The sequence below is a fragment of the Gulosibacter sp. genome (genome assembly GCF_052090685.1).
GTDB lineage: Bacteria > Actinomycetota > Actinomycetes > Actinomycetales > Microbacteriaceae > Gulosibacter.
In genome coordinates, this window is the sequence record NZ_JBQDBE010000002.1 from 84,758 (window position 1) to 107,909 (window position 23,152).

20 protein-coding genes and 1 pseudogene are annotated in these 23,152 nt (G+C 59.3%); 18 read left to right on the forward strand and 3 right to left on the reverse strand.

What is annotated here, in order from left to right; translation table 11 throughout:
• The first annotated feature begins 96 nt into the window (after nt 1-96).
• The gene (locus tag ACTHXA_RS01950) at nt 97-1,200 is read left to right on the forward strand and encodes an ABC transporter ATP-binding protein (RefSeq protein ID WP_441668802.1); all 1,104 of its coding nucleotides are present in this window, start codon (nt 97-99) and stop codon (nt 1,198-1,200) included.
• A 22-nt stretch (nt 1,201-1,222) separates the two neighbouring features.
• Here ACTHXA_RS01950 and ACTHXA_RS01955 read toward each other — a convergent pair whose 3' ends face one another.
• The gene (locus ACTHXA_RS01955) at nt 1,223-1,366 is read right to left on the reverse strand and encodes a hypothetical protein (protein WP_441668804.1); all 144 of its coding nucleotides are present in this window, start codon (nt 1,364-1,366) and stop codon (nt 1,223-1,225) included.
• 170 nt (nt 1,367-1,536) lie between these two features.
• Between ACTHXA_RS01955 and ACTHXA_RS01960 the strand changes: the two are divergent.
• A pseudogene (locus tag ACTHXA_RS01960) lies at nt 1,537-1,944 on the forward strand (ATP-dependent Clp protease proteolytic subunit); the annotation flags it as partial.
• A 79-nt stretch (nt 1,945-2,023) separates the two neighbouring features.
• On the opposite strand, the gene ACTHXA_RS01965 reads toward ACTHXA_RS01960, so the two are convergent.
• On the reverse strand, nt 2,024-2,692 hold the full coding sequence (locus tag ACTHXA_RS01965; RefSeq protein WP_441668806.1) for a heme oxygenase (biliverdin-producing): 669 nt from the start codon (nt 2,690-2,692) through the stop codon (nt 2,024-2,026).
• Nucleotides 2,693-2,937: 245 nt separating this feature from the next.
• Between ACTHXA_RS01965 and ACTHXA_RS01970 the strand changes: the two genes are divergently transcribed.
• The 13 genes from ACTHXA_RS01970 to ACTHXA_RS02030 all read left to right on the forward strand — a co-directional run bounded on the left by ACTHXA_RS01970 (nt 2,938) and on the right by ACTHXA_RS02030 (nt 19,209).
• The gene (locus ACTHXA_RS01970) at nt 2,938-4,362 is read left to right on the forward strand and encodes a hypothetical protein (protein WP_441668808.1); all 1,425 of its coding nucleotides are present in this window, start codon (nt 2,938-2,940) and stop codon (nt 4,360-4,362) included.
• Between the two features lie 217 nt (nt 4,363-4,579).
• The gene (locus tag ACTHXA_RS01975; RefSeq protein WP_441668810.1) at nt 4,580-6,046 is read left to right on the forward strand and encodes an HtaA domain-containing protein; all 1,467 of its coding nucleotides are present in this window, start codon (nt 4,580-4,582) and stop codon (nt 6,044-6,046) included.
• A gap of 183 nt (nt 6,047-6,229) precedes the next feature.
• The gene (locus tag ACTHXA_RS01980) at nt 6,230-7,399 is read left to right on the forward strand and encodes a WxL protein peptidoglycan domain-containing protein (RefSeq protein ID WP_441668812.1); all 1,170 of its coding nucleotides are present in this window, start codon (nt 6,230-6,232) and stop codon (nt 7,397-7,399) included.
• A gap of 54 nt (nt 7,400-7,453) precedes the next feature.
• Complete coding sequence (locus ACTHXA_RS01985; RefSeq protein WP_441668814.1) at nt 7,454-7,966, forward strand: LPXTG cell wall anchor domain-containing protein; 513 nt, start codon at nt 7,454-7,456, stop codon at nt 7,964-7,966.
• A gap of 33 nt (nt 7,967-7,999) precedes the next feature.
• Nucleotides 8,000-9,262, forward strand: coding sequence for a heme/hemin ABC transporter substrate-binding protein (locus tag ACTHXA_RS01990; protein ID WP_441668816.1), 1,263 nt, complete (start codon nt 8,000-8,002; stop codon nt 9,260-9,262).
• Entirely contained in the window at nt 9,259-10,410 is a 1,152-nt protein-coding gene (locus tag ACTHXA_RS01995; protein ID WP_441668818.1) for a FecCD family ABC transporter permease, read from the forward strand. Before ACTHXA_RS01990 ends, ACTHXA_RS01995 begins: the two co-directional genes overlap by 4 nt.
• Nucleotides 10,407-11,261: a heme ABC transporter ATP-binding protein gene (locus ACTHXA_RS02000; protein WP_441668820.1), complete on the forward strand. Its 855-nt coding sequence runs from the start codon at nt 10,407-10,409 to the stop codon at nt 11,259-11,261. Before ACTHXA_RS01995 ends, ACTHXA_RS02000 begins: the two co-directional genes overlap by 4 nt.
• Complete coding sequence (locus ACTHXA_RS02005) at nt 11,258-12,535, forward strand: hypothetical protein (protein ID WP_441668822.1); 1,278 nt, start codon at nt 11,258-11,260, stop codon at nt 12,533-12,535. Before ACTHXA_RS02000 ends, ACTHXA_RS02005 begins: the two co-directional genes overlap by 4 nt.
• On the forward strand, nt 12,535-15,270 hold the full coding sequence (locus tag ACTHXA_RS02010; RefSeq protein ID WP_441668824.1) for an HtaA domain-containing protein: 2,736 nt from the start codon (nt 12,535-12,537) through the stop codon (nt 15,268-15,270). The genes ACTHXA_RS02005 and ACTHXA_RS02010 overlap by 1 nt, the downstream gene beginning before the upstream one ends.
• 118 nt (nt 15,271-15,388) lie before the next feature.
• Complete coding sequence (gene clpX / locus ACTHXA_RS02015; protein WP_441668826.1) at nt 15,389-16,687, forward strand: ATP-dependent Clp protease ATP-binding subunit ClpX; 1,299 nt, start codon at nt 15,389-15,391, stop codon at nt 16,685-16,687.
• A 250-nt stretch (nt 16,688-16,937) separates the two neighbouring features.
• Nucleotides 16,938-17,456 (forward strand): hypothetical protein, encoded by a 519-nt coding sequence (locus ACTHXA_RS02020; protein ID WP_441668828.1) that lies wholly within the window; start codon nt 16,938-16,940, stop codon nt 17,454-17,456.
• A gap of 193 nt (nt 17,457-17,649) precedes the next feature.
• Nucleotides 17,650-18,315, forward strand: a complete 666-nt coding sequence (locus tag ACTHXA_RS02025; RefSeq protein ID WP_441668830.1) for a hypothetical protein — start codon at nt 17,650-17,652, stop codon at nt 18,313-18,315.
• Between the two features lie 135 nt (nt 18,316-18,450).
• A complete protein-coding gene (locus ACTHXA_RS02030; RefSeq protein WP_441668832.1) occupies nt 18,451-19,209 on the forward strand; it encodes a lipoprotein LpqH in 759 nt (252 codons plus the stop codon).
• On the opposite strand, the gene ACTHXA_RS02035 is transcribed toward ACTHXA_RS02030, so the two are convergent.
• The gene (locus tag ACTHXA_RS02035; RefSeq protein WP_441668834.1) at nt 19,206-20,927 is read right to left on the reverse strand and encodes an MBL fold metallo-hydrolase RNA specificity domain-containing protein; all 1,722 of its coding nucleotides are present in this window, start codon (nt 20,925-20,927) and stop codon (nt 19,206-19,208) included. The genes ACTHXA_RS02030 and ACTHXA_RS02035 overlap by 4 nt on opposite strands.
• Before the next feature lie 108 nt (nt 20,928-21,035).
• On the opposite strand from ACTHXA_RS02035, the gene ACTHXA_RS02040 reads away from it, so the two are divergent.
• The 3 genes from ACTHXA_RS02040 to ACTHXA_RS02050 are packed head-to-tail and all read left to right on the forward strand — an operon-like array spanning nt 21,036 to nt 23,055.
• Complete coding sequence (locus tag ACTHXA_RS02040; RefSeq protein WP_441668836.1) at nt 21,036-21,419, forward strand: GntR family transcriptional regulator; 384 nt, start codon at nt 21,036-21,038, stop codon at nt 21,417-21,419.
• Nucleotides 21,416-22,297 (forward strand): ATP-binding cassette domain-containing protein, encoded by an 882-nt coding sequence (locus ACTHXA_RS02045; RefSeq protein ID WP_441668838.1) that lies wholly within the window; start codon nt 21,416-21,418, stop codon nt 22,295-22,297. The genes ACTHXA_RS02040 and ACTHXA_RS02045 overlap by 4 nt, the downstream gene beginning before the upstream one ends.
• A complete protein-coding gene (locus ACTHXA_RS02050) occupies nt 22,294-23,055 on the forward strand; it encodes a hypothetical protein (protein WP_441668840.1) in 762 nt (253 codons plus the stop codon). The genes ACTHXA_RS02045 and ACTHXA_RS02050 overlap by 4 nt, the downstream gene beginning before the upstream one ends.
• Nucleotides 23,056-23,152 lie beyond the last annotated feature (97 nt).

A 23,152-nucleotide genomic window follows, 5' to 3' on the forward strand; every position in this document is an offset into this window, starting at 1 on the left:
GCTTGGCCCCATTGACCCAAGCGCACAACAGGCAAATCTCGCCGCATCAACTTCCGCGGACTATCCGGCACGAGCTTGCCGGGAAGGAGAAAAATTATGGCCTCAGTAACGTTCGATAACGCTACTCGAACCTACACCGAAGGAACGCGTCCTGCAGTCGACAAGCTGAACCTCGAAGTCGCCGACGGCGAGTTCCTAGTGCTTGTCGGCCCCTCTGGGTGCGGAAAGTCCACATCGCTCCGCATGCTTGCGGGTCTTGAGGAGATCAACAGCGGACGCGTCCTCATTGGAGGTCGCGACGTCACCGACGTCCGCCCGAAGGACCGCGACATTGCGATGGTTTTTCAAAACTATGCGCTATATCCACACATGACTGTCGGGGAGAACATGGCCTTCGGCCTAAAGATCGCGGGTGTCAGCAAAGAGGAACGCGGCAGGAGAGTGACCGAAGCCGCCAAATTGCTTGATCTCGAGGAGTACCTGAAGCGCAAGCCAAAGGCCCTCTCAGGCGGTCAGCGTCAGCGAGTGGCTATGGGCCGTGCCATCGTACGCCAGCCGCAGGTGTTCCTTATGGACGAGCCATTGTCGAACCTCGATGCGAAGCTTCGTGTGCAGACCCGCACTCAGATAGCGTCGCTGCAGCGTCGTCTAGGCGTCACCACCATCTACGTTACGCACGACCAAACCGAGGCACTCACCATGGGCGATCGAATTGCGGTGCTCAGCGATGGTCACCTGCAGCAGGTCGGCACACCTCGCGATCTCTATGAGAGGCCCGAGAACGTCTTCGTCGCAGGTTTCATTGGGTCGCCCGCGATGAATCTGTTTACCACCGATCTCGTCGAGGGTGGGGCGCAGTTCGGTTCTGAAGTGGTACTCCTCGACCGAGACACCATCGGACGCGCGAACGGAAAACGAATCACGATGGGTGTGCGACCCGAGGACTTTGTCGTCAACCCGGCGGACGGCAAGGGGCTTCCTGTTGTCGTCGACTTGGTCGAGGAACTGGGAGCGGATGGGTACCTTTATGGACACACCGAAATCGGGGGCGCGCGTCAGCAAGTCATTGCCCGCGTCGACGGCCGAAGCCACCCGCACGCCGGCGAGCAGGTCACGCTGGCGGCGACCGCAGGGCATGTCCTCGCGTTCGACTTTGAGTCAGGAGTTCGCCTCAACCATCGTTCGCGGGACGCAACTTGACTTCGCTCCGCGAACGCGCGGGTCAGTGCGCCGTCGGGCTTTCGGGTAGTGTGAGGCCCATGTCGACCGTGACGCCGGCGACGCGCTCGGCTGGCGTGCCCTCGCCCGCCTCGACGGCGGCGCCGACCTTCACAGGCTCCGGCTCGGTGAAGGCGTCGAAGGTCACCTCGAAGTGCCATACAGGGTCGGGTTCGCAGGCGGGCGTACCCGAGTAGCCGGTGAGGAACGCGACGTCGTCGAGTCACGCGATCTCGTGGCCGCTGCGCTTCGCGAACTCGAGGTGACAGCCGGGAAGGCGAGTAGCAGCCTCCCGCGCTCAGGAGTCGGCTCGAACTCGCGTTCACCGCGATGACGGCGATCTACGACACGATGCAGTACATTCGCCCCGAGGTGCAGACCGTGTGCCTCGGCCAGGCTGCCTCCGCTGCTGCGGTGCTGCTTGCTGCCGGCCAGCCCGGGAAGCGACTCGCACTCCCGAACGCTCGCGTGCTCATCCACCAGCCGTCTTCGGGCGGCGGGAGCCAGGGCCAGGCTTCGGATATCGAGATTCAGGCTCGCGAGGTACTCCGGATGCGCGAGTGGCTCGAAGAGGCACTCGCTGCACACTCGGGCAAGGATCAGGACGATATCTCGAAGGACATCGAGCGCGACAAGATCCTGTCGGCGACCGAGGCCCTTGAATACGGCCTGATCGACCAGGTACTGACGAGCCGTAAGGGCGCTCAGCCGGTCATCGTCGATTAATCAACCGGTTCGACCAAACAAAACTGGTCCGGATGCTGTACTTCAGCATCCGGACCAGTTTTTGTTTCCGAGGTGAGCGTTAGACCGCTACTCGAGCTGTGCCGTGTATTTCATTCAGCTCGGCAAAGATCTGCTCATTGGCCTCGAAGCTCACGATTGCCTCGTCGATGAGGCGCCCCGCTTCTGCATCGGACAGCGAAAGATTGTCGAGCCCGATGCGGTAATTGCGCTTGAACGGTACTGGCTTCTCAATTTCTTCGAAGCGGAAGAATGCGGTTTCCTCATCGGTGAGGTCATAGTGGCGACTGAGCCAGACATGCATGACCTGACCTCCAGAGAGGTCACCGAGGTAGCGCACGTAGTGGTGCGCGAGATAGCGGGGTGCGTCGTTTGCGGTGTCCAGGATGCGTTCGACATACGCGCGGGTCGATGCCAGCATCCCGACCGGATCGACCGTGACTCGCTTCGCGAGTGCCTCCAGGTCGCGTTCGATTGACTCGAACCGGTTGAGCTCGACCGAGAGCAGCTCGAGGCAGGGATCGTTGTCACGCATTTTACCTGCGGTCTCTTCCAGCGCGGAGTAGATGTACCGGTATTGCTCGAGCAGGTGATACCAGGCATTGACGTCGAGTTTGCCACCGAGGAGTTCGGTAAGGAACGGCGAGTTCTCGGCGTTTTCGTGCGAGGTCGCAGTGAGTTTGCGAAGTCGTTCACTCAGCGTCGCGGGAGTCGTCGTTGTTTGTGTCATTCTCTAATCCAATCGATCCTGTACCAGCTGGGTCCAAGAAGCCTAGTCAATTGAAGGCGAGCCTAAAGCGTTTAGCTTGACGCATCTAGGGCAGTCAGCCCGCTGTGCTTCGCCTCTCAGCATACCCTAAGCTTAGGTTTGCCTTAGCGAGGATAGCCAAGCCTAACTCGACCGTGTGGGTGGCATTTGATTTTCGGTAGTGCCTGTGGAGCGAAGGGCACTGTCGAACATTGAAACGGAGAATAATGACGGAAAAACTAATCGGGGTGCGCAGAGTGCCTTGGATTAACCGCGCGGCTGTTGCGCTCGGGGTGAGCGCACTGCTGGTAGGCACCGGTCTCGGCGCGATGCCCGCAACTGCGGCGACAAATACCGTGACCGACGCGACGTTCTCGTGGACAGTCAACGTGGAGTCGGGCAGCCGCGCAGCGATCCCTGGCCACTACAACTTCCTGTCGGCCGGGATTGCCGGTGACGCCGGTGCTTCCCGTGTGTGGAAAGAAGAAGACAACCTTTATAAGGCAGAAGATGGCAACGTGACGATCACGAAGCCGGATGCTGAAGGTAATCAAGTCCTCGCGTCATGGGACACGAAGCACCTTGACCCGAATGGGGCGGTGCTAGGCTTCAGCAACCCCTCGCACAACCAGGTAAACATCACGGGTGGTTCCGGAACTGTGGACCCTGAGGCGGACAACGCTGAGATTCAGTGGGAGGGTAGCTTCTCAATCGTCTACTACTCCGGCCTCACCTATTGGTCGCTTTCCGACATTAAACTTGAGGTAACTGACGGTGTTGGGCAGTTCACGGGTTGGGCCACGGGCTATGGCGCATCGATGAGCGACCGTACCCAGTGGGAGGCTTTGGAGGGTCGTGAGATCGTTGTGGCCGACCTGCCTGCGGTTGACGTGACCGAAGATGGTTTTGTGGTGAAGCCTGCCTACGAAGGTGTGGCAGTTGACATCAACACAGAGACGATGATGGACCAGGTGCTTACTGGCTCCTACCCAGGTTCGTTCCCGCAGAGCTGGGTCGATTTCAGCGAGTTTACGCAGCAGTCGTCCTACTGGTACTCCTCGGGCGGCAGCTTCGACCACAAGAAGGAAGCGGCACCGATTACGGTGTCGTATGTTGCCGAGACTGAACTGCCGAACGAAGGTGGACCCGGTGACATCGATGTGACCATCCCGGAAGATGACGGATCCACCGACCCCGGTCCCGTGACCGGAGCGCTTGAATGGGCATGGGAAGGTGCGGGTTCAAGTGCTGCGAGCCTCGGCACGGCTGATCAGGACGGCGATACGTTTGTCGCTACCGGTTCGCTCAACGACGTGGTCGTCACCGATACGCGTGAAGGTGGCGCGGATGCATTCAACTGGACGCTGAGCGGCCAGGCTTCGGCATTCGAATCAGCGTCTGACTCATTTGCTTCGACTTACCTCGGTTGGACGCCAAATGTAGTCCAGGCATCTTCGGATGCGGTCACCGAGGGTGATCCTGTTGCCCCTGGGTCAGGTGAGGCTAATGGTCTGCAGACTGCACGCACGCTCGCCACTTCGACCGATGCTGCAAATGCGACTGTCGATGCAGCGCTTGAGCTGGTTGTTCCGACGACTACCGCGGCCGGAGATTACACCTCGACGCTCACAATCAGCCTGATTAGTGAGTAGTAAATCGCTCGGTAGTAGCTAGGTGAAGTGCCGAGTCGATTCCCAGTCCGTATACCTCGAACTGGCCCTTTCAGCTAGTTGTAAGGTTTCAGGAATGCCGATAACATAAGGGCGCCCTTAGTTAGTTAAGGCAACCCTTAATCTATCGTTTGGGCTTTCTGGGGATTGGTTCGGCGCTCCACCGATCGGTTACGCCGGGCAACTGAATGGAGAAAGTATGACGAAACGTCAGAATTCGGCGCGTAAGGCGTCGTGGCTTAGGCGAGGAGGTGCCGTTCTCGGCGCAAGTGCAATTGCACTTGGCGCGGGCTTCGGTGCAGCGCCAGCTTTTGCAGCAGAGAGCAGTGTTGACGATGTGAGCTTCTCATGGCGAGTCAACGACGAGTCCGGTGGTGGCGCCTTCTTCGGCGGCTGCAACTTCCTTGTTGCGGGTGAAGCCGGGGATAACGGTCTTTCAGGCGTATGGTCGGGCGAGTTCGCGACTGCGAACTATAAGACTGAAGCAGGCAACGTAACCGTTACGAAGCCTGACGCCGACGGCAACCAGGTACAGCCGACATGGACCACCAAGTGTCAAAACCCGGCTGGTACAAACTTGAACACCACCGTTGGCTCGACTTCGGGTAACCAGGTCAACTTCACCGGCGGTAGCGGTACAGTCGACGCGGACGCGGACAACGCCTCGATTCAGTTCGACGGCTCCTTCACGATTGTGTACTACGGCGGTATGACGTACTGGAGCATTAGTAACCCGGTGCTGACTGTTGAAAACGGCGTCGGAACCGTGCGTGGAACCGCAAGCGGATACGGCGCGGACATGTTCGACCCCTCGAAGTGGGTCGAACTGCCAGAGCAAGAAATTGAGGTCGCAACCCTCACCGGTGTTGACGTGACTGATACCGGAATTGTGGTCACGCCTGAGTACGCTGGCGTTGAGGTCGAAGGTGACGACAGCGGCGTCTTTAGCCCGCAGAACCGCACCAAGGATGGCTGGGGTTCATTCCCGCAGTCGTGGGTTGACTACAACCTCCTGACCGGCCAGTCCGCGTACTGGTACACCTCGGGTGGTCTTGTTGACCCGAAGAAGCCTGCCGCACCGATCAGCATCGGCTACACGGTTGCTGGTGAGGAAGAGCCTGAGCCAGAAGAACCCGGCGATGAAAACGCCGGCGACATCGACGTCACCATTCCTGAGACAGATGACCCCGGTGAGCCTGGGGAGCCGGGTGAGCCGACTGACCCCGAGGGTGAGTTCTCCTGGGCATGGGATAGCGAACAAACGGTAGACCTCGGCACCGCATCGCAGACCGAAAACGGGTTTGTTTCGAACGGTGACTTGAACGATGTCACGATCACGGACACCCGTACCGGTGGCGACGAGGACTACTCGTGGAACCTCAGTGGATCGGTTTCGGAGTTCACTTCTGGCAGCAACAACTTCGCTGGAACCTACCTCGGGTGGACCCCGAACCTGGTAACTGGTGACGCTGACGTTGTAACTGTCGGTGACTCAGTTGCTCCGGGCTCAGGTGCGACTGACGGTCTCGCGAGCTCGAAGGTGCTTGCGAGCTCAGGGGCAGCTGCATCCGCAGTAGTGAGCGCTGGCGTTCAACTGCAGGTTCCGCTGGACACCGCTCCTGGTGACTACTCGGCAACGCTGACGATCACCGCAATTAGCGAGTAATTGCAACTCACAAAACCGCGCACGTCCTACTGAGCGCGTAACACCGGGCCGGTGCGAGCAGCGAAGCTGCCTGCACCGGCCTCCGGTCTGAAGGACTTCACTTCAGGCAACCGAGCCACAACACGTCAAGCGGTCATTGACGACCGCAACCAATCAATTCCTTCCGCTGGAGAAACCTAGAACATGCCCCCAACTGCCCGCCGATATCGGACCGCTGTTGGTCCCAAGACCATCGCCCTTTTCGGAGCCATCGCATCCCTCGCACTTCTCGTGGGGGGATTGGTCGCTCCCGCCTTTGCCACACAGAGCGAAGGTGAATCGTGGTCGGTGTCCACAGTCGATGGCGAGCAGGGGGAGAACCGGTCAAGTTTCTCGTACGAGCTCGAACCTGGTGCAACCGTCGAGGATGCGATTCAGGTAAGAAACACCGGAACCGAACAACTCAGTCTCAACATCTACGCGGCCGATGCATTCACGACGAGTGATGGCGCCGTCGACATCCTGCCCGCAGACCAGCCCTCGGTTGACGCCGGCATGTGGATTGTCCCCACCACCGAATCCATTGACCTCGCGCCAGGCGAATCAACCACCGTCAACTTCACGATCACTATTCCGAACAGTGCAACACCGGGGGACCACTCAGCGGCTCTAGTCGCTTCGCTGCTCGAAGCGGATACGGGCAGTCAGGTGCAAGTTGAGCGTCGCCTTGGCCTCCGCGTCACGATTCGCGTCCCCGGTGATCTGACGGCTAATGTCACTCTTGATGCCGTGGAGACGAACTACTCCGCGACCTGGAACCCGTTTTCTCCCGGCCGCGTCAACGTCACCTATTCCCTCACCAACACGGGCAACACCCGAATCAACGTCGTTGATGACGTGCGGCTGTCAGGGCTCTTTGGCTGGTTCCCAAGCGCGACCTTTGGCACCGAAGCCACCGACCTCCTGCCCGGATCGACCGTGAATGTCACTCGAGAAGTGCCGACCGGGGTGATTGGGCCAGTGTCCGGCGAACTCACCATCGTCAACACTCCTAATGACGAATCTGTCGCCGCTCCCGAGTCGCCGCTCACCCAAGAAGTATCGGCGGTGGCGACGCCATGGATGCTCATCCTGCTGCTGGTCATCGTGCTCGCAGCCATCATCGTCGTCATCGTGATCTGGATCAGACGACGACGGATGGCGCAGTGGATTGCGTACGCGCGTCGGAAGCAAGAGGAAGAAGAATCCGAAGAGCCGGACGATGTGAGCCTCTTGGACTCAGCCGATGACACGGCAACACATGCCGAAGCAGATTCCGAATTTACGGGAGCCGGTACCACGCCCCGCGCGGAAGATCAGGACAGAAACCATTAGCTATTCGTATCAGGTGAGCCTATCCTTACTGGAGAGCAATCGTTGGAGTAAACATTGAGTGAATTTAGTCGTCAGGATGAAATGCGCGATCGTCACCCCGTTCGGGGCGTGCGCAATTCGCGCCGCGGCATAACTGCAGGTCTGGCTCTGCTAGCTGGTCTGGCACTCGGTATCGGCGGTGTGACCGGTCCCGTAATTGCGGCTACCGATGAGGGCGAGCCTGAAGTAACGGCCACCAATGACGAAAAAAGTATCGATATCGAAGTGACGATTCCGAAGTCTTCGACCAATGAAGACACCGGTGCCGGGGCAAACGTCGATGCTGACAGCGACGGCTCGGATGCTGACAGTAACGGTTCTGGCAGTAACGCGAACGGTAGTGCTGCAACTGGCGGCAACAGCTCCGGCGGTAGCAGCTTCGGAGGCGGCAACTCTGGTGGCGGTTCCGGCGATAACTCGCTCGCCAAGACCGGTGTTGAAGGGTTCGGAATTATTGCGCTAATCGGCGGCGCAGCCCTCGTAGGTGGAGCAGTCGTGTTGTTCTCACAACGACGCGACCACGCCTAGCCGGTATTTAGTTTTTGAATTTGGAGTTCTTTTATGGCGATGCCACGGTTTATCCGGCGGTTTAAGCCCAGCACGGTTCGCAAAGTGACGTGGAGCGTGGTCATTGGCGCGCTCGTCGTGGGCCTGAGCGTGAACGGTTTCCACAACGTTGGAACAGTCTCCACCTCCGCGAATGAGAATTGCGTGAGTGTCCCGGCCCAGACGGAGCCGGCTCCGCCAGATCTGCCAGAGATCACGTCGGCCGACCTCGAGAAGCCACGAGACATCGTCGGACCGACTACGGCCTACACTTCCTCGGCCGAGATCCCACCGATTACCGACGCACCACAGTCGCTACAACAACTTCCGGTAACTTTTGAAAGCGCCGATGGTGAGACGACCACGGTTACTGATACCTCGCGCATCCTGGCACTGAACCAAAACGGTGGTCTTGCGGCCGCAGTTATCGGTCTCGGCTTCGGTTGCAACTTGGTCGGTCGCGACACCGCGACGAGCATCACCACGCTGATGCCCGGCAACGAAGACTTGCCCCTCGTGACCCAAAACGGTCACGAACTTGCGGCCGAAGCGATCCTCAACTTGGCTCCGACGCTGGTCATCACCGACGGTTCTGTTGGCCCGTATGACGTGCAGCTGCAGCTTCGCGAGTCGGGCATCCCGGTCGTCATGGTGCCGACACCGTACGAAGCCGGTGTGGGCGGCGTCGGCGAGCAGATTCAGTATGTAGCGGATGCGCTCGGCGTGAGTTCGCTCGGAGAAGCGCTCGTCGAGCGAACTAACCAAGAGATCAACGCCGTCATCCAGTACTTTGGACGACTTTCGCCCACGGATCCAGAAGAGAAGCCGCGAACGGTATTCCTCTACCTCCGCGGCAGCATCTACTACTGGTTCGGTATTGGTTCCGGTGCCGACTCGATCATCCAATCCATCTCCGCACGCGATGTGGCGAGTGAAGTTGGTTTCGAGGGTATGTCACCGACCAACTCTGAGGCGCTCATCAAGGCTTCACCGGACGTGATCATCGTGATGACGCTGGGGCTCGCATCCGTCGGTGGCATGGAAGAAGCCCTCGAGCTACCCGGCATTAAACAAACACCTGCTGGCCAAAACCAACGCATCGTTGACATGAGCGACTACGAGGTTATGAGCTTCGGTCCTCGAACTGCCTATGTGCTCGCCGCACTCGGAATGGCCATTTACGCCCCCGAGTACAGCTACCAACCCGGACATGGTTCGGATGCGCTGGAGCAGCGGCTTGACGAGATTGACGAAGAAATGGAAGAGCAAGAAGGATGAGCGGAACCACTGCGACGAGTGTGCCGAAGAGCGCACCGAAAAGTGCGCAACGGGGGCTGCGAACTGTAGTTCCTGAGCCGCTTAAGGCGCCCGAGATCGCGCCGCCCAAACCCAAGCGTGCGCGGGCAACCGTGCTCATGATCGTTCTGTCGATCGCATTGGTCGCCGGTTGTCTGCTGTCGGCAATGGTCGGGCAGCTTTTCATCCCACCGCAAGAGATCATTGGCTTTGTCCTACAGTCGGTAGGAATCAACTGGATTCCCGGCCCGAGCCACGAGTTCGGTACGGCCGCGCTCACCGAAGTTCGATTCCCCAGAATTGTGCTCACAGTACTCGTGGGTGCCGCGCTGGCAGTCGGCGGTGTGCTTATGCAGGGAATCTTTGGCAACCCGCTCGCTGAGCCCGGTTCGATTGGTGTCTCTTCGGGGGCCGCTGTCGGCGCGAGCTTCTCGATTCTCTTCGGCCTGACCTTCCTCGGACCGTTCACCACTCCAGTATTTGCGTTTACTGCGGGCCTCATCACGACCTTCGTTGTCTACATGGTCTCCCGCACGGGCGGACGCACCGAAGTGATCACGCTGATTCTTACCGGCGTGGCCGTCAACGCGGTGTGTGGTGCCTTGATCGCGTTCATTACCTTCCGCGCACCCACCCAAGCTCGTGAGCAGATTGTGTTCTGGCAGATGGGTAGCATGAACGGCTCGCGTTGGGAGCAAGTGGTTCTCGTTGCCCCGCTGATTCTCATCGGGATCGTGCTTTCGGTCATCATTGCGCGTCAGCTTGACCTGCTTTCGCTCGGTGAGAAGGCTGCTCGCCACGTCGGCGTCAACGTTGAGCGTCTTCGTGTGTACGCGATGGTGCTTGTCGCGCTGCTCGTCTCCTCGGCCGTTGCGTTTGCCGGTGTCATTGCATTCGTCGGTTTGGTGGTCCCGCACATCATCCGCATGATCATTGGTCCGGCCCACCGACCGCTCCTCATCGCATCCGTACTTGGTGGCGCGCTACTGCTGACCATCGCCGACCTGGCGGCTCGAACCCTGGTGGAATTCGCAGACCTCCCAATTGGCATGCTGACATCGCTCATCGGTGGGCCGTTCTTCTTCTACCTCATCCGCGCAAGCCGCAAGAAGGGAAGTGGTTGGCAGTGAGCACCATCCTGATGTCGCCCCCGCGCCAGCCTGGCGCGCCGGTCATAGGCGAAACCGTACTGTCAATCCGAGACGTGGTCGTCGCCTTCGGCGAGAACCAAGTCCTCAAAGGCATCGACCTCGATATTAAGGCGGGGGAGGTGCTCGCCCTTGTTGGCCCGAATGGCGCGGGTAAATCGACGTTGATCAACACCATCACAGCCGACGTCGAAGTGCTCTCCGGCGAAGTGCTGCTGCAAGGATTCCCAAACCACGCGTGGACCAACAGGGAACTCGCCATGCGGCGTGCGGTGCTCTTGCAGCAGGTCGATATTGCGTTCCCCTTTACGGTGTCCGAAGTGGTCGACATGGGACGAGCCCCGTGGAAGGCGACGTCCTCGGCAAAGATGGATGATGTGATCGTCGCTGGTGCGATGGAACGCACCGATACGGTCCGTTTTTCCGAACGACACTATCCTTCACTTTCCGGTGGTGAGCGCGCCCGAGCTGCACTCGCTCGCGTGCTTGCCCAAACCGCATCCGTGATGCTGCTTGACGAACCGACAGCAGCAATGGACATCAAGCACCAGGAACACGTTTTGGATCTTGTCCGAAACTACGCGTCCACCGGATGCGCAGTCGTGGTCATCTTGCACAACCTGGATCTCGCAGGCGCCTATGCGGACAGAATTGCGTTGCTTTCGCAAGGCCGCATCGTGGCAGATGGCCCACCCTCCGAAGTCCTCACCTCCGAAATGATCTCGGAAGTGTACGACTACCCCGTTCATATCGTGAATGACCCGGTCACCGGCGACCCGATCGTGGTCCCCACCCGGCAGGCGCGAACTTCGTCAGAAAGGACACACGCATGACGCTGTCCCGAACTCGTACATGGGGCGCCCTGCTCGTCGCTTTGCTGGCCGCGCTCTTTACCCTTCCCTTCGTCGCACAGCCAGCACACGCGGCGCCGCAGGTCACCATTAACGGAACCCCCAGTGCGGATGGCGCTACTACGGTCCAGCTGCAGGGATCCGGATTCCAATCCGTCCAGGGCGGCTTCGGCGGCATCTACGTTCTCTTTGGCTGGGTTGATGACCCCTCCGGTGGTAGCTGGAAGCCAAGCGAGGGCGGTGCCACCGGTACCAACTATCGCTACGTCTACGACGATGAAACGAACCCCACTGGTTACCAGTTGTTTGTCACCTTCCCGGGGAGTTCCACCGCAAGTGCCGCTAACGGTGGCGAAGTCGCCTCAGATGGCACCTGGTCGGGCAATCTCATTATTCCCGGCGCTGTGTTCAATACCTACGATCGCCAACTCAACGAAACGACCGTGGACTGCAATGAGGTCGTGTGCGGCATCATCACCATCGGTGCGCACGGTGTGAAGAACGCAAATAACGAATCGTTTACTCCGGTCACCTTTGCGGGTGGCGGAGCTGCGACGGCGCCGAGCCAGGAAGCTGCCGCCCCGGATGCGGACGCGGCTGCCCCGGATGCGGCTGCAGAAACCGATACTGCTGAAGAGGACACGGCGACGGATCCAAACGCTACCCAGCAGCAGACCACGCCGGTTGCGCCGGTCAATACGTCGAATGGAGAAGATGTGGGCTCGAGTTTGGTAACGCTGGGTTGGCTCGCCGCACTTCTGCCGGTGCTCCTGCTCGTTGGGGTGTCAATCATTGTCCTCGCTGCCGGTGTCGGCGGATATCTGGCGATGAAGTCACTCCTTCTTGGTGTGAACCCCGAAGCGCTGGAAAAGGTGCGTGGACAGCGTGAGCGTGCGGGGATCCGCCAGCGTGAGAAACAGAAACGCAAGACGCGAGCGCTTGAAAGAAAACAAGAGCTTCGCACCGCGCGTGCCGAAGATCAGGATGCGGCGTTGGTCGCGCGAGCGGAGATGCGACAGAACCGCGGCGTTCACGCTGCTCCTAAGCAGAAGCGTAATGAGGAATCAGTCGATCAGTGGCTTGAGTTCTTCCAGAGCGGTAGCAAGGGTGCCGCTCCGAATGACGAGTTCGCTGACTCATCCGGTAATCGAGGGGGCACGCCGCAGCAGGGCGGCCAGGCAGACCCGAGCAGTCAAAACAATCCGACTGTCGTCATGACGGCACCACGGAATAACGATTCGAGGAGTGAGCACTAATGGCTGGCGGTTGGGGAACCTGGGTGACCCGGATCACCGCAACTATCGGGGCGGTCTTGTTGGTCGCGGGTGGCGGATTGTTCGTTGCGCAGTCGGCGCAGGCTGCAGAGTCGACTATTGATGATGTCCCCCTGTCGTGGCGGGTGAATGACGAATCGGGCGGCGGTGCGTTTTTCGGTGGTTGCAACTTCCTCGTCGCTGGTGAAGTCGGCGACAACGGGGGATCATCTGTCTGGCAGAGCGCATTTGCCGACGTCAATTACAAGACGCAAGTAGGAAACGTCACAATTACCAAGCCGGATAGCTCCGGTAATCAGGTTCAACCGACCTGGGCGAACAAATGCCAGACTGCAAACGGTAGCAACGCGACCACAGCAGTCGGTTCGACTACCGGAAACCAGGTCAACTTCGACGGTGGTACGGGCACGGTTGACCCTGACAGTGATAGTGCGGAGATCCGTTTCAAAGGTGCCTTCACCATCGTCTATTACGGCGGCATGACTTACTGGTCAATTACGGATCCAGTGCTTTCGATCAAAAACGGAAAAGGCACGCTTTCCGGGACTGCATCGGGTTATGGCGCGGACATGTTCGACGTGACTAAGTGGGTCGAGCTTCCTCAACAGGAAATTGAACTGGCGACATTGAGCGATGTGAAAGTCACTGAGTCAGGTATTGAAGTGACGCCGGACTACTTCAGTGTCGAAGTTGATGGTGATGACAGCGGTACCTTCAACCCGCAGGACCGCACTAAGGAAGGTTGGGGGTCTTTCCCGCAGTCATGGGTGGATTACAACATCCTCACGGGTCAGTCCGCGTATTGGTACACCTCGGGTGGGCTAGTTGACCCGAAAAAACCTGCAGCTCCAATCGAGGTCGCCTACACGATTACTACTGGCGCAATCCCTAAGTACGATCGCATACCCCAGGGTTTGGAGACCGGGCTCGAAATCGGGTTGCAGGAACTGGGAAACGTAAATGGCACGGTGGAAGCTAGGCTTCAAAGCGGAGACGAGCCGGTCGCACTTCCTCTTCATGGCTCGAGTGATTCTCCGGTGATCGCAAACGGCAACGCCACAGGAATATGGGATGTATCGAATCTTGAAGTCGGCAGCTACAAGGTCGAATTCCATCTGGCGGATAGCGATTCGCTGCTGACCGATAAAGATGGCCAAACGATCATCGCAGAATTTAGCGTTGTGGAATGGCCTTCGGAGTCCGAACCCCAAATCAGCAGTAAGAACGCTACACACACATCTATTTCATTGGCGTGGTCTTGGACGCCAGGCGTTGAGCCGCCGGATAATTATGAGGCCGCCATATATGAGGGAACTTCGGTGTCTGGAAAGTTAGTCGAGTCGAAACCCAACAACGATGCAAGCGTGACTTTCGGAACACTTGAGCCAGAAACCAACTACACCGTCAAAGTTACGCCAACACTTGCGACCATACCCGGAGAGTCCGTCACTACGACGATAAAGACCGGTAAAGCACCCGAGTCGGGGGGCGACACAGGCGGTCAGAGTAACACGGATGACACTACCGATAACAACGGCAATAACAACAATGGCGCATCCGACGGCGTGACCTTCTACTGGGGCATGAATATGGAAGCAACCGGGGGTGCCTACTACGGCGGGTGCAACTTCTTCTCCGCTGGCGCAGCTGGCGACACCGGCTCCTCTCGCCTCTGGACACAAGGTGACTTCCAAGCGAGCAACGGAAACACCACAATCATCAAGCCGAATAGCAGCGGCACGATGCAAACCACTTCGTGGGACAGCAAATGCCTTGACCGTAACGGCACCCAGGTCAGCGTGACTGGCCAAAACTCCTACACCGAGTCGCAAGTGCAGATTTCAAACGGACAAGTCGTGAAGAACGACTCGTCGGGCGTCCGCGTCGAATGGGACGGCAGCTTCTCGGTCGTGTTCTACGGAGGCCTTACCTACTGGTCGGCCTCGAACCCAGTGCTCGAACTCGACGCAAACGGCAACGGCAGCGTGACCGTGACAGCATCCGGCTACGGCGCATCCATGCACGATGCCTCGAAGTGGGAAAAGTTGGAATCAGAGACCATCACTCTCGCGGATCTTTCTGGTGTGGACATGTCGACGGTCGGCTCAGGGGGTGGATTCATCCACACACCTGACTATCTCGGTGTTAGCTACGGGGGATCGGGCGCGAGCCAGGGTGTTCCCGGCGGCGGCGACGAAACCGCGACCGGGCAGGCAGCTCGTACCACAGAAAACGAGGCCATCTGGGGTTCGTTCCCCAGCAGCTTCGTGGACTTCCAGAACAAGACGGGTCAGTTCTCCTACTGGTTCACTTCGGGAGGTCAGCGTGACCCCTACAAGCCAACACTGCCGATGACGGTGAGTTTCTCGGACAACTTCGTACCGACTGCAGGAGATTACTCGGGTACCGGGTCACCTACCCTGGACCAAACCCAACCCAATAGTGCGGTCACGAGCCCGAATGCGAGCGCCGATCTGAATGCGTCGGCTCCATCGTCAATCGACTCGGCATTGGAGTCTGGCGATGTGAACTCCGCGTTTAACATTCCGGAGCTATTGGGTCTCCCGGGCTTCAGCTGGCCGGAGTTTTCCTTGGAAACAACACCCGCAATGCTTACGGTTGGTGGACTCGGGTTCCTTGGCGTCGCCGGGGCAAACTGGGCAGGCGTCCTGTTCTTCCGCCGAAGACTGGGACTGGACCCCACGGCCTTCGTCTAGCCAAATTGCGGAGCCCACTCGACTTCCAAACCGACTCGTCGCGTCACATTGCGGTGTTGCTCGGTCGGATGTCGGGTGGGCGGGTTAGGCTATTTCCGATCCATTTAGGGAGGTATCCATGGCACGCATCGGTGAAAGTAGCGATCTGCTGAAGTGCTCATTCTGCGGAAAGAGTCAAAAGCAGGTTAAGCAGCTCATCGCTGGCCCTGGTGTGTACATCTGCGACGAATGCGTTGAACTCTGCAACGAGATCATTCGCGAGCGGATGGATGAGCAGGCCCCAGAAGAAGTACTCGGCTTCGATCTTCCGAAGCCTCGAGAAATTTACGATTTCTTGGAGCAGTACGTAGTGGGTCAAGAAGACTCCAAACGTGCACTGTCCGTCGCGGTCTACAACCACTACAAGCGAATCCGTGCACGCGGCGAGTTGGCAGCGGTTGAGAGCAAAGAGAAGGAAGACGACGACGACAAAGTCGAGATCGCCAAGTCGAACATCCTCCTCATCGGTCCGACCGGTACGGGAAAGACTTATCTCGCGCAGTCGCTCGCACGTCGCTTGAATGTGCCATTTGCCGTCGCTGACGCAACTTCGCTCACCGAAGCGGGATACGTCGGTGAAGACGTCGAGAACATCCTGCTCAAGCTCTTGCAAGCGGCTGACTACGATGTCCAGCGTGCTGAGACCGGCATCGTCTATATCGACGAGATCGACAAGATCGCCCGCAAGGCAGAAAACCCGTCGATTACACGCGATGTCTCCGGTGAGGGCGTCCAGCAGGCACTGCTGAAGATCCTCGAAGGGACGACCGCTTCGGTGCCACCGCAGGGCGGACGTAAGCACCCGCAGCAGGAGTTCATCGAGATCGACACCACTAACGTGCTGTTTATTTGTGCTGGTGCCTTCGCCGGTCTCGAGGACATTATTTCCTCACGCGCAGGCAAGAAGGGCATCGGCTTCGGTGCGCCGCTCAGCACGCCCGGCCTGACCGAGGATGTATTTGCGGACGTGCAGCCTGAAGACCTGCACAAGTTCGGACTGATCCCAGAATTCATCGGTCGCCTGCCGGTAATCACCACGGTGGAGCCGCTCGACGAGGACGCACTCGTGCGCATCCTCACCGAACCCCGCAATGCGCTCGTGAGCCAGTACCAAAAGATGTTCGAGATTGACGACGTCGAACTGCACTTCGAACACAGCGCGCTCGAGGCAATTGCGGAACTTGCGGTCGAGCGTAAGACCGGTGCTCGTGGCCTCCGCGCAATTCTCGAAGAAGTCCTCGGTCCGATCATGTTCGACATCCCCTCGCGAGAGGATGTCGCGCGAGTGGAGATCACTGCCGAAGTGGTGCGGGAGAACGCCGCGCCGAGCATTGTGCCGAAAAAGCCAAAACCGATTCGCAACGAGAAGACTGCCTGACCGAAACCTTAGATTTGCGGCTTAATCGTCACCGAGTGCGCCGACGAGGGCTATAGGCTTGGCGTCTAGAAAACGGTCGGAGCGCCGGCCGCCGCACCGACTTTTGGTGAAATACGAAGGAACGGTTTTGACCGCACGACTAGGGAAGATCTCGCGATCCGCCGCTGTATTGGCATTTGCGAGCGTTCTATTCGTGGGGTGCGCCGCTGAAAGCACACCGGTCGCGCCGGCACCTTCCACTACTGCTGCTATGTCAGGGGAGAGCCAAACAAGTCCGCAACCCACGCCCACGGTAACCGAATCCTACGGCCCGGACGAGGGACGCCCGATGCCAACCGATGGCAGCGAACCGGTCATGCAGCCGCCGTCCGAAACGCCAACACCCACTGCCGCGGAAGCCGTTGAAGTCCGGATTGGAGAGGACGATCATTCGCGCCTTGACTGGCGCGTGACCTGCAGCAGCCTCGACACCAGCCCGACGGTGATCGCCTCCGCGACCGACGAGGACGAAACGGAGTACGTCGTGGTCGTGGTTGGCGCCGGGACAGACGCGCTCGCATCCTTCACCTTCACCCGGACAGAGCAAGACCAATCCACTCGCGAGCGAGCCGGACTCACCGTCAACCCCGGCGGAAACCACGGCAACGGCTCGCTCATCGTCGATGATGACGTAGTCTCCTCGACAGGACGAGGCATTGCCTACGATGCCACCAACGTGGATACCGAAGCATCTACAACCTATTCGGTGAAGTTCTCCTGCCCGCAGTAGCGGCGGTGGCCCGCAGGCGTGGGTAGGTGCAGCCTAGGCAGGTACTTCTTCCAGGCGATCACCCTTACGACGGACAGCCATGCACGGCCTTCGGCGGACAACAATGCACCGCTGTCGAAGGATGAAGGGGCCTCATCGGTCAACTAATCTGATCGGGACAATTTCGTTTCGTTTGAGAGATGAGCTTCTGTCCATGGGGAATCTGAATCGCGTTCGCAAGGGTCTCACCCTCGGTGCCATCCTGCCACTGAGCTTGTTTGGGCTCGCGGCCTGTGCTGCCGGTGGCGAAGACATTGATACCGAACGTACTCGCGCCCCTCGCGCAGAGGCACCAGAAGACGGTGGTTCCGGCGTCACCGGTGACGGCGACGCTCCATTCGAGTTTCCCGGCCAGAATCCACCTGAAGACGATGCTCCCGAAGATGACGCTGAATCTGAAGCTCCCCAAGACGACGCCTCGGATTCCGGCAGCAGCGGTAATGATGACACCGTGGTGAAATTTGGCGATGTTGACTACTCCTCGGTGAACTTCGACGTCTCTTGTGACCCCGACCCCGAATTTGGGTACATCCTCGGCCGCGAGGAAGGCAACACCTCGAGTACGGCTCACGCTTTTCAAGCGACGTATGACAATGACGGCGTTGTCGACTACATGATGGTCACCGACGGAACCTATGAAGACGGCACCTCACTGTACTGGTCCGACTACTCGGGTGAAGGCGGCAGCGTTGAGATGACCATCTCCGGTGACAAGTTCACGATCAGCGGTGACGCGTTTGACTACAACGACTACCAGTACGACACGGTGATTCCGTTTGAAATCTCCGGGACCTGCGACACGGTTTTCGACGTCGATTAGCGCCACCGGTTCGCTGGCAGCATCATTCCTTGGTCGCACACGCAGGCAATACCCATGACGATGATCTAGCGCTGACAAACGCCTAACATTGGATGCGACGTGTTCCCGCTTCTCCCCAAGAAACGAGTTGCAATCATGAGTAATTTTAGGCTGTTGCGAAAAGGCATTGCGCTCGCTGCGATCGTGCCAATTACTGTGCTTGGACTTGCTGCTTGCGCGAGCAACAGCGGTGACGACGAACCCGAGCGCACCCGCGAGCCGAAAGCTACCAGCCAAGAAGGTCAGGGCAGCGGCGGCTCGGACGGTGGTGGGGGCTTACCATTCCCCTTCCCAGACGGCAGCAGCGACAGCGACTCCGGCAGCAGTTCAAGCAGCGACTCGAATGGGTCAGCAAGCAGCAGCGGATCCGGGAACAGCGGCAGCGGTTCAAGCAGCAGCAACTCCAACAGCAACGGCTCTTCCGATAGCAACGGCTCTTCCGATAGCGGTGGCTCGAACACCGGCGGCAATAGCTCCGGAGGTGGCGACAGCGTCGTGAAGTTCGGCGATATCGACCTTTCCGATGTCAACTGGCAAACCATTTGCTCAAGTGATTCGGGCTCCTCGCAGTACATGATGGCCACCGACGAGGATGCGACGGACAGTGGTGAGGCAGCCACCATGATGGTGTCGACCGACGAGGCAGGCAAGCCCGACTACGTCCTGGTCACCGACGGCAGCTACGAATCGGGCACCACCCTGTACTGGTCGAACACGATGGATGCGGGCTCGGTGGAGATGTCATTCAACGGTGACGAGTTCACCGCATCCGGTGAAGCCTTCGACTTCAGCGACTATTCCTATAGCGACCCGATTCAGTTTGAAATCTCGGTCACCTGCGACGTCAGTTACTAACGTCGAATAACCGCCTGTAAGTACGTGGCAGTGCCGCCGACAACGCCCATACTGGGATCCCCGAACGGCAAAAAACCCTGCGCGAGCAATTCCTCGACGCCGCGAGAGAGCGCATCCGGAGTCGAGGCCGTGACGAGCTGATAGCTACTCACTGCAGCCTGAGAGGCGGCCTGCGGCAGTGAGTCAAGCGGCGGTGTCTCGCGCGTCTGCAAGGGCGCGGCAGACACTGGCGATGCGGCAGCACGCTGTCGACCTCGGGCCACCGACCGGTCGAGGGCTTTTGCGCTTACGGGTTTTGTCGCGTCGGCGACCGCGTCGTCAAGGATGACCACCTCGCCGTGTGTGGGCACGATCGCATCGATATGCGGATAGGTCTGCTCGATGATGCGTGCGAGCTCGTTTGCGGCACCCACCTCACCGTGCACACAGAACACCGTGTGCGGTTGCGGGTCGAGTTCCCCGAGCCACTCGAGTAGGTCGCCACGATCTCCGTGGACCGAGAAACCCTGATCCTGATAGATCTCAGCATTGACGTGAATGTACTTCCCGCGCATTTTGAGTTTGTCGACGCCGTCTGCGAGGAGACGACCGCGGGTACCGACCGCTTGATAGCCAGTCAACACCACCGAGTTCTTCGCATCGCCAAGCATCGCCTCGAGGTGGTGGATGACTCTACCGCCGGTGGCCATACCGGAAGCGGCAATGATGATCGAGGGCTCACGGCCACCCTTCGCGGTGAGTGCCTTCGATTCTTCGACCGAGCGGATGGGATAGAGATCAGGAAACTCGAGGAAGTCCTCGGGCTGCATATCGGAGCGCAGCTCCTCGGGCATCGACAAATACACCGAGAGTGCTGCATTCGCCATAGGGGAGTCGATATACACCGGCACGTGCGGGATGCGCCCCGCACGACGAAAGTCACTGAGCGTCTTGAGCACCACTTCGGTGCGGTCGACCGCGAATGCGGGGACAAGGACACTGCCGCCGCGATCAATTGTTCGGCGAATGATATCAGCAAACTCCTCATGCGGAGGGCCGTCTGGTTTTGGGTGATCGCGGTCACCGTAGGTCGACTCGATCAGCGCAAATGGCGAACCCGGCGGGGCCTCACGGTCGCGCAGCACCGGGTGTTCGCGCGAGCCAATGTCGCCCGAGAACGTGACCGAAGACGTATTGGTCCAAAGCGTGATGGATGCTGAGCCGAGGATGTGCGCGGCTCGCGTAAAGCGCGCGACGATGCCGTCGTCAAGGTCGATGTCCTCGTCATAGGGCACCGGGATGAGCAGTGGCAGCGTCGCCTCGACGTCCTCGGTGGTGTACAGGGGCAGCGCCGGGGAGTGCTTGGAGTAACCGTGCTTATTGGCATCGGCCGCATCCTGCTCCTGGATCTTCGCGCCATCGCGCAGCACGATTTCTGCGAGCTGTGCGGTGCCCTCGGTGCACAGGACAGGACCGGAGAACCCTGATCGCACGAGCCGCGGAAGTAGACCAACGTGATCCATGTGCGCGTGCGTGAGCAGCACATCCGAAATTGTCAATGGGTCGAAAGGGAAAGGCTCCCAGTTTCGATTACGGAGCTTCTTCGGCCCTTGAAACATGCCGAAGTCGGTCAGGATGCGCCGCTCGCCAACGCTCAGCAAATATTTCGATCCGGTCACCGTTTCTGCGGCACCGAGGAACTGCAGGGACGTGTGCATCGTTGCTCTCTCGCTCGACATGCACCAACCATGCCAGGTCGGGTTGAGCAAACTCCGGGGAACCGGGGCTTGCTTCTTCGTTAGTCATGTGGTTCATTAGTAGAGTAATGAACCAAGGGGGTGAGGTGGATGGAGTTCACCGACCGAGAACCGATTTATCGACAGATCGCGAATGACCTGCGAAGGCAGATTCTCGCCGAAGCACTCGCGGAAGGAGACCGCATTATGTCCACAAACGAATACGCCGCCGCCTACCGAATCAACCCGGCCACCGCAGCCAAGGCATTTTCCGAACTCGTCGCGCATGAGCTCGTGGAACGCAGACGCGGCATCGGGATGTTCGTCAAGGAAGGCGCTCGCCAACGACTTGTCGATGAGGGTCGCGAACACTACATCGCCGACACACTCACACCGGCCGTAGAAGCGGGACTTGCGCTCGGGCTCACGAGCGAGGAAATCGCGGCGCAGGTGCAAGCAATCGTCAGTGCGGATCACAAGGAGGCCGCCAAATGATATCCACGAAAAATCTCAAAAAGACCTATCGCGGTACGGAAGGGCCCGCCCTTGACGGCATTGCGATAGACATCAAAATTGGCGGCATTACCGCGATCCTTGGGCCCAATGGCTCCGGGAAGACGACGCTCTTGCAAATGCTCGCCGGTCAGCTGGAGCCGGATGAGGGCGAGGTGCGGATCGGTGACCACAGGGTCTCGACCGATGACCGCATCCCGTACTTTGCGGTGGCCCACGAAGGCAATAACTTCGGCGAAATGCGGATGCGCGACCTGCTCGTGTTCGCGCGATCGCGACCTAACTGGAACGAACAGGAGTATCAGCGGCTCGCGAAACGCTTTGAGATTCCGAAGCCGCGGAAGCAGATCAGCAAGCTATCCACCGGACAACAGTCCGCGTTCGCGCTCATTTTGGCCATCGCAGCCGGTGCGCCGGTACTCATCGTCGATGAGGCACATGCGGGCATGGACGTCCCCAAGCGACTCGCGCTCTACGAAGAACTTGTGCGGGTGAATGCTGAAGATGGCCGCACGATTCTGATCGCCTCCCACAACGTGGGGGAACTCGAGCGAGTCGTTGAAGACGTCATCATCCTCAACCGAGGCAAAGTCGTCGAAGCAAGTACCGCAGATGCAATCGCACGCCGATTCGCGCGGATTATCGGTCCGCATGATGCTGTGCAAGCAACTGCAGGTACCCGCACGGTCCGTTCCGCTCGTCGCCTCGGCCCCACCGAAGAGTGGACCGTCGATGTCTCGAATGCACCACTTGACCACCCCGAAAATGGCGTCGTTGTGACCCCCGTCGAATTCCAGGACGCATTCGTCGCGCTAATCGAGGACGCCCCGAATGAGCTTCGAAAGGAGCGGACATCATGACCGCAAATCAGATCATCAAGGCCCCTCAAGCATCCTTCTCGGCCCGGCTCCGGGCGGCGCTGCGCGTCGATATTCTGCCAAGCCTCTTGGGCGGCGCAATCGGGTTGACCTGCCTGCTCGTGGCACCGGCGCTCGCGGCGTGGATTACCTCGCGGCTCGGTGGCATGGCTGAGATCAATCTCGGATCGCCAGCTGGATTTATCGCGGGACTGTGCGTCGCACTCGCCATCATCATGACGAGTGAGGCAAGCACTGGCCGACGCGAGTCGACGATCGGGGGATGGACCAGACAAGAGCGCCTTCAGCTCACGACGATCATCGCCGTCGGTATGGCCATCGTGACGGCCCTCCTCTTGCTCCTCGCTTCAGCCATCACCCCCGCGCTCGAGAACGTGCTCCAGAGCATTGCCGCGAATTCGCAAGTCACCTACACCGTCACCGGCCCCTCAACCTCGATTGTGGCGGCAATAGTGGTGGCCCTGGCCGCATTCGCGGGCGCCTTCGTCCCAGCATTCCTAATGCGCCTCAGCGGGATTCACTGGATCGCAGTCGTCGGTGGTTCGATACTGCTGCTGGCCATCCTGCAAATCTTGTTCGTCGCGTACTACCTGCACGCCGAACCGAACGGCGAATTGTTCACCGCCTTCGCGCACACACCCGAGCTATGGTTTGTGCTCTCAATTATCGTGACAGCTGGATTCGTGCTGCTGACGATTGCCATGACACGAAAGGCACCGATCCGCCGCTATCGTGCTTAGCGAAGGCGGGCTGACATTGGCAGCAACGAAACGACCGGTGGCGGGTGGGGCTTGGTTTGGACCCCCCCCCCGGCGGGTTTGGGGCTTAGGGGGGCGG